Below are 12,810 nucleotides of genomic sequence, written 5' to 3'. Positions count from 1 at the left end.
TTATGATCAATACATCGTGTAAAGTTTTATGTGTTATGGTTTGCTGCCTGATTTCTCAAACCATTTTTGCACAACTCACAGACTTAGCACGATTAGAATACTCATTCATACCAAAAAGTAATTCTGAAGATCAATACACGCGTATCAGAGCATTAGTAAATTACCCTATTGAAACCAGTGAAGATTGTTATCTCGTTATTGGTGCAGAGTATAACCGTATTATACTTAATTTAGAAGATGATTACCCTTTCGATAATACGCTGTTAGAAACCATTAATGTTATTGATCTTAATATTGCATACACATTTAAAACAAGCGATAACTGGAGGTTAGGTGCTAAATTTAATCCTCGAATTGCATCCACGCTTACTGAAAAATTAACGTCTGATGATTTCTTTATCAATGGAGGAATTTATGCTATAAACGACAGAACTAAAGATGACAATTTAAAGAAACCATACCGTTTAATCTTGGGGCTAACTTATAATACAACGGCTGGGATTCCTTTTCCGCTTCCATTTGTAAGCTACTACAGACGCGTAAATGACAACTGGTCATTTTCTGCAGGTGTTCCAAAATCAAACGTAAAATACTTTTTTTCTGAAAGTAGTATGTTGCAAACCTTTGTTGGCTTAGATGGATATTTTGCACATTTGCAACGTCCTCAGTTAATTAACGGAAAACAGGTGGATAATATTTCTTTATCTGTAGCTGTTGGCGGACTTGGGTATGAATATTGCTTTACAAAACATTTAGTAGCTTATGCCTACGCAGGATATACATTTCGGTTAAATAATGTACTTCGTAATGATAATCGCGATGAAGTTTTTAAATTAGACGATATTAATGCATTTTATTTGCGAACAGGAATAAAATTTAAAATATAAATATGGCAAAGATTTTAGTAATAGAAGATGAAGCAGCAATTCGAAGAGTATTGGTTAAAATACTTTCTGAGGAAAGTGATACTTACCAAGTTGATGAAGCTGAAGATGGATTGGTTGGAATTGAAAAAATAAAAAAGGAAGATTTTGATTTGGTACTCTGTGATATAAAAATGCCTAAAATGGATGGCGTAGAAGTACTTGAAGCCGTTAAAAAGATCAAACCTGAAACCCCTATGGTCATGATCTCAGGGCATGGAGACCTTGATACTGCAGTTAATACAATGCGTCTAGGCGCTTTTGATTATATTTCTAAACCGCCAGATTTGAATAGACTACTTAATACAGTTCGTATCGCTCTAGATAGAAAAGAGCTTGTTGTAGAAAACAAAATGCTCAAAAAGAAGGTCAGTAAAAAGTACGAAATGATAGGTGAAAGTGATGCCATCTCTCATATTAAGGATATGATTGAAAAAGTATCTGCAACCGATGCCAGAGTATTAATTACAGGTCCTAATGGAACAGGTAAAGAGCTTGTTGCTCATTGGTTACATCAAAAAAGCCAACGCTCTAAAGGACCATTAATAGAGGTGAATTGTGCTGCTATTCCTGCCGAGTTAATCGAAAGTGAACTATTTGGTCATGTAAAGGGTGCCTTTACAAGTGCTGTTAAAGATAGAGCAGGAAAATTTGAAGCAGCTAATGGCGGAACAATTTTTCTGGATGAAATTGGAGATATGAGCTTGTCTGCACAGGCCAAGGTGTTACGTGCTTTACAGGAGAATAAAATTCAACGTGTTGGTAATGATAAAGATATCAAAGTTGATGTTCGGGTGGTTGCTGCAACTAATAAAGACTTAAAAAAGGAAATCGAGGAAGGTAGATTTAGAGAAGATCTCTACCATAGATTAGCTGTGATTCTAATCAAAGTTCCTGCATTGAATGATCGCCGTGAGGATATTCCTTTATTGATCAACCATTTTGCATCCAAAATTGCTGAAGAGCAAGGAAATGCTAAAAAAGAATTCTCAAATAAGGCTGTCAAATTGTTACAGGAATATGATTGGACAGGAAATATTCGTGAACTTCGAAATGTTGTAGAACGTTTAATTATATTAGGCGGAAAGGAAGTCAGTGAAAATGACGTTAAGCTATTTGCATCAAAATAATATCTTATGAAGAATATCAATGTAAACCAATTCAAAGTTACTGAGACCATTCAGTTAAAAAACACAAGTACTACTTTCGACTTGAATGCCAAAAAAAAGGACATTGAAAAGGAGTTGGAAGAAGTACGTGAAAAGCTTGGGGACTTTCAAAATACCATCTATGCTCATGGAAAATATGCTATTTTGGTTTGTATCCAAGGTATGGATACTGCTGGTAAGGATAGTATGATTAGAGAGGTGTTCAAAGATTTTAACACTAGAGGAATTGTAGTGCACAGTTTCAAGGTGCCTACCGAATTGGAACTAAATCATGATTATTTATGGAGACATTATATCGCACTTCCCGCTCGTGGTAAATTTGGTATATTTAATAGAACACATTATGAAAATGTATTGGTTACCAGAGTGCATCCAAATTATATTTTAGGTGAGAATTTACCTGATGTTCATAATTTAGATGATGTCAATGAGGCCTTTTGGGATAAACGCTTTGATCAAATCAATGATTTTGAAAAACACATTGCTGAAAATGGTACCATCATATTTAAATTCTTTTTACACTTATCTAAAGAAGAACAAAAGAACCGACTCTTAAGACGCTTACATAAAGCCGAAAAACACTGGAAATTCTCTCCAGGAGATCTCAAAGAGCGCAAGCTTTGGGACAAATATCAGGAATGCTATGAAGATGCTATTAACAGAACATCTAAAGATCATGCACCTTGGTACACTATTCCAGCTGATGATAAACCAACAGCACGATATATTGTGGCTCGAATTCTATACGACACATTGATCCAGTATAAGGATATTGTAGAACCTGAACTGGAAGACGACATCAAAGATAATATTGGACAATACATTAAAGAACTTGAAAATGAGTAAGCCCTTAGTAGTTATTTATACATTAATAACGTTTTGTCTCTTTTCCTGTACTTCGGAAAAAAAGCCTGTTGGCTATACCATCAATGGAACAGCCAAAGGGATATCAGATAGTACTTATATTAAGTTAAATGTTAATAATAAAGCTATAGATTCTGCATTGATCATTAATGAAACATTTAGTTTCAATGGCCAGGTTGAAGTACCCAAAAAAGTATATTTGATTATTGAAGACACGAGAGATGTCAAAGCGTTTTGGCTCGAAAACACCAACATTGATTTTAGTGGAGAAACAGGAGTATTTAGAGATGCTGAAGTAAGAGGTTCTGATATTCAGGATCTTTATGGCGAGTTAAATAAACGTATTGATCCGTTTACCAAGGCACAAGATAGTATGAATGCTATATTATTTAATGATAGTTTGTCTCTTGATTACAGAAAAACAGTCTTTAAAATGTACGAGGATAATAGAGCCAATGAGGCAAAAGCATATCAGGAATTTATCAAAGAATTTCCAAATTCTGTAGTAAGTGCTGATATTTTCAATATTTATAAAACGACCTGGGGAAAAGATATTGCTGAGGAGCTCTACGCTAAATTATCAGATTCCTTAAAAGAAAATGAAGATGTATTGTCAATTAAACGATATATCGATTTAAGCAGAAATCTAAAAGTTGGTGACAAGTTTGTCGATTTCTCACAAACTACACCAGAAGGGAAAACAATAAAAGCTTCAGAAGTAAAATCAAAACTAACGCTAATAGAATTCTGGGCTTCATGGTGTGGTCCATGCAGAGCTACTAATCCGAGCCTTGTCAAAACTTATGATGAATTCAAACCTAAGGGGTTTGAAATTTTAGGCGTGTCCTTAGATCAATATAAGGACGATTGGATTAAAGCTATCAAAGAGGATGAATTAACATGGACTAACGTTAGTGATCTACTCGGAGATGAGAATGAAGCTGCCCTAATCTACAATGTCAGCGGAATTCCAGATAATATTCTTATTGATGACCAAGGAATTATTATAGCCAGAGATTTAAGAGGTGGGCAGTTAAGAGAAAAGCTTATAGAATTTCTCAAATAGAACTTAAGATGTGATATTTTTATGATTTATTTATAAATCTTCAGTACATTAAATAGTATATTTAAGCTTCAATGTAAAATACCATCACATGAGGCAATTAATGACTATTCTTTCACTTTTTGTAGTATGTCAAATTTCGGCACAATCTGATGCTGAACATCTAAAAACTATTTTTTCCAATTCATTAACTGACGGGATGTCTTATCAATGGTTAGATCATTTGTCTAACAATATTGGTGGTCGATTATCAGGATCATTAAATGCAGAGAAAGCAGTTAAGTATACCAAAGAGGAATTTGAAAAACTTGGTTTAGATAAAGTTTGGTTACAACCAGTTATGGTGCCAAGATGGGTTAGAGGAGCACCAGAATTTGCCTATTTTGAAACTTCTCCAGGAGTCACTACTAATGTCAATATTTGCGCTTTAGGAGGCTCAGTCGCCACACCTAATGGTGGTGTGAAAGCTAAAGTAATTGAGGTGAAAACCTATAAAGATCTTGAGGCATTGGGAGAAGAAAAAATCAAGGGCAAAATAGTATTTATCAATAGACCAATGCAGGCAGACCTTATTAATACATTTGAAGCTTATGGAGGTTGTTCTGTAGAGCGTTATGCTGGAGCTGCTGAGGCTGCTAAGTATGGAGCAGTAGGCACAATAGTCCGTTCATTGAACTTAAGACTTGATGATTATCCGCATACAGGAAGTATGGGTTATGGTGACCTGCCAGTAAGTAAACGCATTCCTTCAGCAGCAATCAGTACCAATGATGCAGAACTGTTAAGCGGAATGTTATCTCTAAATCCAGATTTGAATTTCTTCTTTAGACAAAACTGTAAGCAACTTGAAGATGTGCAATCTTATAATGTAATTGGTGAAATTACTGGTAGTGAATTTCCAAATGAAATTATTGTAGTAGGTGGACATTTAGATTCCTGGGATCTCGGAGATGGATCTCATGATGATGGCGCAGGTGTGGTTCAATCTATGGATGTGTTAAGACTACTTAAGAAAAGTGGAATTCGTCCTAAAAGAACAATTAGAGCTGTACTGTTCATGAATGAAGAGAACGGTTTGCGAGGTGGAAGAAAATACGCTGAGGTAGCTAAATCTAAAAATGAGAAGCATGTATTTGCTCTTGAAAGTGATTCGGGAGGATTTACTCCCAGAGGATTTAGTTTTCAGTGTAGTGATCTAATGTTGTCTAAAGTACAGAGTTGGAGACCACTTTTTAAACCCTATTTAATTCACTTTTTTGAAAAAGGTTATAGTGGCGCAGATATTGGTCCTTTAAAAGATGATAGTATTGTTTTAGCAGGTTTACGTCCTGATTCTCAACGTTATTTTGATCATCACCACGCCTCTAATGATACATTTGAGCATGTTAATAAACGTGAGTTAGAACTCGGAGCAGCTTCTATGACAGCACTAATCTATTTGATTGATAAGTATGGTACAGACACCATTTCGAACACAGAGCAATTAAAAGACTAAAGACAATATGAAGTATATATTATCAGTACTGGCATTTGTAATTTCGGTAGCAACATTTTCACAAGAACTTAAAAAAAATAACATTCCGTATTATCAAGTACCTGAATATTCAGAGACATTTACAGCTGGAACTATGGCTGCAAGAATGGTTGATGCTCTCGGATTTAGATTTCATTGGGCTAGTAAGAATTTGACAAATAAAGACCTAAAGTATAAGCCTAATAGTGAATCGCGTTCTACAGGAGAAACTATTGATCATATCTTAGACTTGTCTTATATTATTGTGAATTCTACACTTAAAAAAAGTAATGGTAAAGTTGATAAGTCAGCAATGTCTTATGAAGATAAACGTAAACAGACACTTATCAATTTGAAAACTGCAGCAGATATTCTTAGGAATAGTGATGATATTTCTCAGTACAAAATTATTTTTGGTACAACCGAAATTCCATTTTGGAACCAAGTTAATGGTCCAATTGCTGATGCCATTTGGCATTGCGGACAATTAGCATCCTACCGACGATCGAGCGGGAATCCAATTAATTCTAACGTAGACCATTTTAGAGGTACAGTCAAAGAGTAACTCAAGATCCTTTACGCTCATTTATTTTTTGAAGTTGTTCGTCAATAGCTTGTTTTCTCGCTAGGAGTTCTTCATTAAAATATACACCATCAGAATGCATGTCGGCTGGTGTTCTGTAACTCATGTAGTGTTGTTGCTTTTTCATATAATTATATTTGTTTACAATTTATTAAAAAAGATTAAACAAAATTGTTAATGCTATATTAATTGATTCAGATTAAATTGATTTTTTTTTGAATTTTATAATACTTATCTTACAAATAAAATACTGAATGTCTGCATATCTAAAACAAATACATCCTGTTTTGCCTGTTAAGAATGTTACTGAAGCCATTCAATATTATGTTGAAAAACTCGGCTTCAAACTAGCATTTAAAGATACTGGAGATCACCCAAGTTATGCAGGAGTTAGAAAAGATGGCATTGAAATTCACTTACAATGGCACGACGAAAAGGATTGGGAGAATGGTATGGATAGTGCTTTACTTAGAATTTATGTTGATGAGGTAGATATACTTTTCGAAGTATATAAAGCACGTTCAGTATTTCATAATAATACAAGTTTGAAGGATACGCCTTGGGGAACAAGAGAGTTTGGTTTTTATGATATGGATAACAATGGATTAGTATTTTATAAAGATCTATAAATAACTTAGAATCTAATGAAACAGAGAATTTTATCAGTATGTATAATCTTTTTCGCAACGTTTTGTTATTCCCAAAATGTTGAAGAAATTTTTTGTAAGGTTATGGAAACAGGTACAACTTATCCTGTTCCTTATGCTACCGTTCAAATTAAAAATAGTAGTAAAGGTGTGGTAGCTAATGTGGATGGCGATTTTAGAATCCCTTATCGTTATAAAGCAGCTAAGGATACCATAATTGTATCCTGTTTGGGATATGAAACCAAGAAAATTGCCTTGTCTTCTCTTAATGATCTACAAACTAACATCATCAATTTAAACACTAAAATAGAAGGTCTAGATCAAATACTGATTAAAGGAAAGAGAAAGCCAAGTAGCGACATAAATGCTTATACATTAGTTAAAAAGGCTATTGCAAACATTCCAAATAATTATCCATCTAATAAATATGCTTCCATAGGATATTACAGAGATTACCAAATCATTAGAGATGAATATTATAATTTAAATGAAGCGATCATTGAATCGTTTGACGCTGGGTTTCAAACGGATATTATGATGGATGACTATAACGAAAGCGCTATTTTAAGTTACAAAGAAAACAATGATTTTCCTCGAGATAAAAAACTATTAGCTGAGTATGATGGTCAATCTAAGTATATTCAGAATACCATACTCTCTGGACAGGGTGGAAATGAATTGGGCATTTTAAACATTCATAACCCAATACGAAATTTTGAACATCTGAGCTTTTCATTCGTTTACGTGTTTAAAAAGAAGTTCTTAGAAAATCATGAATTTGAAGTTCTTAGAAAAGTATATCTCAATGACGATGTGATCTATGAAATAGGATTTAAAGCCAAAAAATTCTTGATTGGTTCAAGTCATTTGGCTAAAGGAAAAATTTATATAGCAAAACAGAACTTTGCTATCCATAAGTTAGAGTATAGTGTTTTTGAGGTCAATAATTCAGATCCGCTTTTTGAAGTAGAAATTGAATACCAGCCAAAAGGGGAGATGATGTACTTGAATTATATTACATTCAATAACAGATTTGTAGTTAGTGATGATTTTACATTTGACATTGAAAATGTTGAGTTTGTTGTGCCTGAAAGAGCGTTTCACGTAAAATTCAATAATAAATTGAAGGTCAGTACTGTAGATAGAAGAGATTTTAAGTTTAAGTATCAAAAAAAGAAATTGCAGGTAGAATCTTTTGAAATTATTGATAAACAAACCGTAAGAGTAACTATTGCAGATTGGAGTTTACCTAAATCTGTATTAGAAAAAGGACTTGAAATGAAAGATTTTGAATACCGAATCAAAAATATTTATGACGTCACTAATCGAAAACTTCTAAAAAATCCTAATATCCAGGGCTATCAGTTCAGAGAGTTTTTTACTCAAGATATTTTTGAGAACAAAGCAAAACCTAATGATTTAAGCTTTATTAAAAAGTACAAGCCATTATCAGAGGCTGAAGTAAATGATACAGGAGCAGATGAAGATTACTGGATGAATACACCTTTAAAAACTAATAAGTAATATTATGAAGAAAGTATTGTCTCTTTGTTTTGTCTTTATTTTTGCCTTAGGATTTACTCAAGAGCCAGGTGAACTCATCGATGCTTATGAAGATTACACAGATCTTTCCAGAGAGCAGGTCTATGTGCACTTGAACAAGTCGACTTACATTTCCGGTGAAATGCTGGGTTTTAATGCTTATGTATTTCATAAGGATATTAAAGAGCTTTCGGAAAATACAGCTAATTTGTATTGTCAAATACTGGATAAGAACGACAAGGTTATAGCAGAAAAATTACTCATGATGAATCTAGGTGTTACCAGAGGAGAATTTATGATTGATAGTACTTATACTAGTGGAGAGTACAAGTTTAAAAGCTATACCAACTGGTCTAGAAATTTTCCTGATGAACACAATTACTATTTAGAAAATTTTCAAGTAATTAATCCCTCTGATAAAACTACAGATAAGCCAGTTGCAGCTGCTCAAGATATTGATGTTCAGGTGTTGCCCGAGAGTGGACACTTCCTGTCAGGTACAGAAAATACCGTCGGTGTTATTGCTAAAAATAGTTTAGGCTTAGGTATTTCGAATTTGGAAGTAAGTATTTTAGATAAAAGTAGAAATAAAATCACATCAACAGTCTTAAATAGATTTGGAATTGGGAAGTTACTATTAACGCCAGATCCAAATGAAGAGTACACGATTGAGTATGTTTACAATGACACCAAAGCGAATATCAAATTACCAAAACCAAAAGATATTGGAGTTCTGCTCTCAATACAAGAGGTACCAGGTAAGAACGCCATTACGTTAAGTTTAAAGACTAATGATGCTTCTTTTGATACCGTAGGAAACAAAAATTACACATTAGTCATCCACAATGGAAGTGAGGCAAGTGAGGCTGCTATCAGTTTTAATGGGAACACTAAATTTACAACTACAATAACGCATAATAACTTATATACTGGAGTTAATATGTTTACATTATTTGATGAGACTTACAATCCTATAGCAGAACGTTTATATTTCAATTACAATGATTTACCATTAAAGACAGTAAATAACGCAACATTTAATGAGATTGCTAACGATAGTATTGAGATCAAATTATCTGTGTCAAATGTCAATGTAGAGCAGTTGCAAAACTTAAGTATTTCAGTATTACCTAATGAAAGTAAAAGTTATAGACACCATCACAATATCATATCGGCTGTGTACCTTCAACCTTACTTAAAAAGCACAGTAGAACAAGCATCCTATTATTTTACTGATATCTCACAAGAAAAGAAATATGAACTAGACAATCTCATGCTCACTCAAGGTTGGAGCAGCTATGATTGGACCACTATTTTCAATGCACCACCTGAACCTGTCTATGATTTTGAGGTTGGCATCAATTACACCATCAATGCTAACAATAGTAAAGGTAAGAGCCTGTTGATCTATCCAAATATCAATACCAGTTCAGAAGTGTTAACCTTATCTGCCGAAGAGAAATCTTTTGAAAAACGTGGCTTTTTCCCATTAGATGATGAACAAATCAGAATAGGAGAAATAAGACGAAATGGAGGTGTTGGAGCGTCAAATGTTGTCTTGCAATTTTCGCCATCAAAAATTTTAGGATTTAATACCAATTACCAACCTAAATCAATTGTAGAAGCTAATACATATGCTGCAACTGATGTTGAGACATTTAAAGACGTAGAGGAATTGGATGAGGTGAAATTGTATGCAAAAAAGAAGTATACTAGAATTGAAAAATTACAAAATAAAACACTTGGACAAATTACAGAGTTTGGAGAAAGAGAGCGACAATTTTATCGCACTTTTGCTCAATTTATAAGTGAGAGAGGGTTTTATGTAGAAGAAACACCTGATGAAGATCCGTTAACTGGAGGATATTCTATTTTTAGGATATTTAATAGAAATATTGCGTCCATAAATGCAACGTCAGTACCATTAATTTATTTGGATAATGTGATATTGGTCGACTTAAATATCCTTAATAATTTTAGTATGCAAAATGTAGATTACGTAGTGATCAACAAAGGAGGCGCAGGAGAAGGAATAAGAGGAGGAGCTGGTGTTATAAGAATAGTGACAGACCCTAATAAACAATTTGAGGTAACTCCTAAAATAAGCTTTACAACTTATGACATACCTCTAACCTATACCACGCCTCAGCGATTTTATATTCCTAAATACAACTCATACGATTCTAAGTTTTTTAATGCTTACGGAGTTATCGATTGGATTGCAAACGCAAAGCTAGATGCCAATGGCATACTTAAGATCAAAGCCTATAATAACCATGCACCTGTAAAACTATTTATAGAAGGTGTTGTAAATAATCGCGAGTTGATCTCTCAACAAATAGATCTTGGAAATTGATTAGATCTGTATTTCAATTTGATTATTTAAGATGTCGTCAAACGTTTCCCGTTTCCGTATCAAATGTGCTTTTTTGTTATGCCATAACACTTCAGCAGGACGATAGCGAGAATTATAATTAGAGGCCATTGAATAACAATAGGCGCCTGCGTTTTTAAATGCTAAAATATCATCTTCGGAAATTTCATTAATACGTCTGTTATTGGCAAAGGTGTCGGTTTCGCAGATATAACCTACAACCGAATAAAAACGTTCACGACCATTAGGATTAGAGATGTTGATGATCTCATGTTGCGATCCGTAAAGCATAGGTCTTATTAAATGATTAAATCCTGAATCTACCTGTGCAAAAACAGTAGATGTGGTTTGTTTTACTACATTAACACGTGTTAAAAAATATCCGGCTTCACTTACTAAAAACTTTCCTGGTTCAAATGCTAAAGTGAGCTCTTTTCCATAGTCTTTACAGAACTCATTAAAACGTTTAGATAGCTTTTTTCCCAATTCTTCAATGTTGGTTTCAATGTCACCAGTTTTATAAGGCACTTTAAAACCAGAACCAAAATCAATAAAATCTAGATTTTTGAAGTTTTTAGCAGTATCAAAGAGGATTTCACTGGCATATAAGAACACATCAATATCTAGGATATCACTTCCTGTGTGCATGTGAATACCATTTATAGTCATATTGGTATTCTCAACTATTCGTAACAAATGCGGAATTTGATGTATTGAAATTCCAAATTTGCTATCTATATGTCCAACTGAAATATTGGTGTTTCCTCCAGCCATAACATGCGGATTGATCCTGATGCAAACAGGAGTTTTTGGGTGTCTTGTTCCAAACTGCTCCAATATGGATAGGTTGTCTATATTAATTTGAACACCTAGTTTTGCAGCTTTTTCAATTTCTTCGAGCGAAACACCATTGGGTGTGTATATGATTTGTTCTGGTTTAAACCCAGCTTTTAATCCTAGTTGTACCTCCTGTATCGAGACAGTATCCAAACCAGACCCCAACTGATTGAAGATTTTTAAAACCGAAATATTAGACAATGCTTTTACGGCGTAATTCAATTTTAAATGTTTGACTTTGCCAAACGCTGATGTTAAACGATTATACTGAAATTTAATCTTTTCAGAATCATAAACATATACAGGGCTTCCGAAGTCCTTTGCTATCTGCAGTAAGGTATTTGGTTTCATTATTTAAAATATTTGAATTTTTTTTAGTCCGCCAAAAGTAGTAGTAATCCTTTCTATAAACATAAATATTAAAAAATATTGCTAAATTTACACAAAATGTTAAATAGTTAACAAATTGAAAACAATAGCATCTTGTGTTCAAGACATCATAGTATCAAGTCCTTTTTTGGAAGAGGGCTTATCACGACAAATCATTAATTTTTCTGCTTTAGCCAAAGATTTAAATAAACCTATCTCCGAAATGCTAAGAAAACCAGTAAAAGATGGTGCTATCATGATGGCCTTGAGACGCTATCAGCAACCTTTAAATATTGAAAACTCTAAACGTATAAAGCATACATTTAAGAATTTGGGTGATATTACTGTACGTTCAGATTTAAGTGATTTTACATTTCAAAATTCGAAAACCTTAATTGACAGTCACTCGCAGGTTTTAGAAAGCATTGGTGCCAATAACCAAATTTTTTATGCTTTTACACGGGGTATGTTTGAAAGCAATATAATCATATCCACTTCAGAGAAAGAGAGTATTTTAAAGGCTTTTATAAATGAAACTCAAATTGGAGCACAAGATAAATTATCGGCTATAAGTATTTATCTACCTAAAGGTAATTCTAAGATTGCAGGATTATATTATCAGATTTTTAAGCGATTAGCCTGGGAAAATATCACATTATACGAGGTGGTTTCTACCACAAATGAGTTTACTATTGTGGTGGAAGATCATTTGGTAGATCGAGCTTTTTCAGTAATTAAAAGATTAAAAACCTGATACTGTTCATTTAAAATAAAAAGAGAGGAACGTTGCGTTTTTTTTGAAAGAAGATCTAGTGTCTAAATCAATACTAAAAACTATTGGTAAAAACTTTTAGTATGTTTATTTTTGTGCTCGTAAAAATGACTTCGGAAAGTAATCGAAGACGAACCAAAAATTTCTAAACCAA

At 33.5% G+C, this 12,810-nt stretch carries 12 protein-coding genes; 10 read left to right on the top strand and 2 right to left on the bottom strand.

Annotated elements, in window-relative coordinates:
- Positions 1–2 precede the first annotated feature (2 nt).
- The 6 genes from Q0951_RS07210 to Q0951_RS07185 all read left to right on the top strand — a co-directional run bounded on the left by Q0951_RS07210 (position 3) and on the right by Q0951_RS07185 (position 6,097).
- On the top strand, positions 3–887 hold the full coding sequence (locus Q0951_RS07210; RefSeq protein ID WP_299335852.1) for a DUF6268 family outer membrane beta-barrel protein: 885 nt from the start codon (positions 3–5) through the stop codon (positions 885–887).
- 2 nt (positions 888–889) lie between these two features.
- On the top strand, positions 890–2,053 hold the full coding sequence (locus tag Q0951_RS07205) for a sigma-54 dependent transcriptional regulator (protein WP_299335850.1): 1,164 nt from the start codon (positions 890–892) through the stop codon (positions 2,051–2,053).
- Positions 2,054–2,059: 6 nt separating this feature from the next.
- The gene (locus Q0951_RS07200) at positions 2,060–2,938 is read left to right on the top strand and encodes a PPK2 family polyphosphate kinase (RefSeq protein ID WP_299335848.1); all 879 of its coding nucleotides are present in this window, start codon (positions 2,060–2,062) and stop codon (positions 2,936–2,938) included.
- Positions 2,931–4,022, top strand: a complete 1,092-nt coding sequence (locus tag Q0951_RS07195) for a TlpA disulfide reductase family protein (protein WP_299335846.1) — start codon at positions 2,931–2,933, stop codon at positions 4,020–4,022. The genes Q0951_RS07200 and Q0951_RS07195 overlap by 8 nt, the downstream gene beginning before the upstream one ends.
- An 88-nt stretch (positions 4,023–4,110) precedes the next feature.
- Positions 4,111–5,514: a M20/M25/M40 family metallo-hydrolase gene (locus tag Q0951_RS07190; RefSeq protein ID WP_299335844.1), complete on the top strand. Its 1,404-nt coding sequence runs from the start codon at positions 4,111–4,113 to the stop codon at positions 5,512–5,514.
- 7 nt (positions 5,515–5,521) lie between these two features.
- On the top strand, positions 5,522–6,097 hold the full coding sequence (locus Q0951_RS07185) for a hypothetical protein (protein ID WP_299335842.1): 576 nt from the start codon (positions 5,522–5,524) through the stop codon (positions 6,095–6,097).
- A gap of 1 nt (position 6,098) precedes the next feature.
- On the opposite strand, the gene Q0951_RS07180 is transcribed toward Q0951_RS07185, so the two are convergent.
- The gene (locus Q0951_RS07180; RefSeq protein WP_299335840.1) at positions 6,099–6,242 is read right to left on the bottom strand and encodes a hypothetical protein; all 144 of its coding nucleotides are present in this window, start codon (positions 6,240–6,242) and stop codon (positions 6,099–6,101) included.
- A gap of 127 nt (positions 6,243–6,369) precedes the next feature.
- On the opposite strand from Q0951_RS07180, the gene Q0951_RS07175 reads away from it, so the two are divergent.
- From Q0951_RS07175 to Q0951_RS07165, 3 genes are all read left to right on the top strand, one after another.
- A complete protein-coding gene (locus tag Q0951_RS07175; protein ID WP_299335838.1) occupies positions 6,370–6,744 on the top strand; it encodes a VOC family protein in 375 nt (124 codons plus the stop codon).
- Between the two features lie 102 nt (positions 6,745–6,846).
- Positions 6,847–8,286, top strand: coding sequence for a carboxypeptidase-like regulatory domain-containing protein (locus tag Q0951_RS07170; protein WP_299335836.1), 1,440 nt, complete (start codon positions 6,847–6,849; stop codon positions 8,284–8,286).
- A 4-nt stretch (positions 8,287–8,290) separates the two neighbouring features.
- A complete protein-coding gene (locus tag Q0951_RS07165) occupies positions 8,291–10,660 on the top strand; it encodes a hypothetical protein (RefSeq protein ID WP_299335835.1) in 2,370 nt (789 codons plus the stop codon).
- Here the strand turns inward: Q0951_RS07165 and lysA are convergent, their stop codons facing one another.
- Entirely contained in the window at positions 10,661–11,866 is a 1,206-nt protein-coding gene (gene lysA / locus Q0951_RS07160; RefSeq protein ID WP_299335833.1) for a diaminopimelate decarboxylase, read from the bottom strand.
- Between the two features lie 115 nt (positions 11,867–11,981).
- Between lysA and Q0951_RS07155 the strand changes: the two genes are divergently transcribed.
- Positions 11,982–12,638, top strand: coding sequence for a hypothetical protein (locus Q0951_RS07155; RefSeq protein WP_299335831.1), 657 nt, complete (start codon positions 11,982–11,984; stop codon positions 12,636–12,638).
- The last annotated feature ends 172 nt before the right edge of the window (positions 12,639–12,810 follow it).

Source organism: uncultured Psychroserpens sp. (assembly GCF_947501425.1).
GTDB lineage: Bacteria > Bacteroidota > Bacteroidia > Flavobacteriales > Flavobacteriaceae > Psychroserpens.
Note: the sequence above shows the minus strand (reverse complement) of the source record. Positions and strands in the feature narration are given on the sequence as shown.

What these genes read in the sequence shown, in the direction of transcription:
- Q0951_RS07210 (WP_299335852.1), top strand. Translation starts at nt 3, where the DNA reads ATGATCAATACATCGTGTAAAGTTTTATGTGTTATGGTTTGCTGCCTG.
- Q0951_RS07170 (WP_299335836.1), top strand. Translation starts at nt 6,847, where the DNA reads ATGGAAACAGGTACAACTTATCCTGTTCCTTATGCTACCGTTCAAATT.
- Q0951_RS07200 (WP_299335848.1), top strand. Translation starts at nt 2,060, where the DNA reads ATGAAGAATATCAATGTAAACCAATTCAAAGTTACTGAGACCATTCAG.
- Q0951_RS07190 (WP_299335844.1), top strand. Translation starts at nt 4,111, where the DNA reads ATGAGGCAATTAATGACTATTCTTTCACTTTTTGTAGTATGTCAAATT.
- Q0951_RS07185 (WP_299335842.1), top strand. Translation starts at nt 5,522, where the DNA reads ATGAAGTATATATTATCAGTACTGGCATTTGTAATTTCGGTAGCAACA.
- lysA (WP_299335833.1), bottom strand. Translation starts at nt 11,866, where the DNA reads ATGAAACCAAATACCTTACTGCAGATAGCAAAGGACTTCGGAAGCCCT.
- Q0951_RS07205 (WP_299335850.1), top strand. Translation starts at nt 890, where the DNA reads ATGGCAAAGATTTTAGTAATAGAAGATGAAGCAGCAATTCGAAGAGTA.
- Q0951_RS07175 (WP_299335838.1), top strand. Translation starts at nt 6,370, where the DNA reads ATGTCTGCATATCTAAAACAAATACATCCTGTTTTGCCTGTTAAGAAT.
- Q0951_RS07165 (WP_299335835.1), top strand. Translation starts at nt 8,291, where the DNA reads ATGAAGAAAGTATTGTCTCTTTGTTTTGTCTTTATTTTTGCCTTAGGA.
- Q0951_RS07195 (WP_299335846.1), top strand. Translation starts at nt 2,931, where the DNA reads ATGAGTAAGCCCTTAGTAGTTATTTATACATTAATAACGTTTTGTCTC.
- Q0951_RS07180 (WP_299335840.1), bottom strand. Translation starts at nt 6,242, where the DNA reads ATGAAAAAGCAACAACACTACATGAGTTACAGAACACCAGCCGACATG.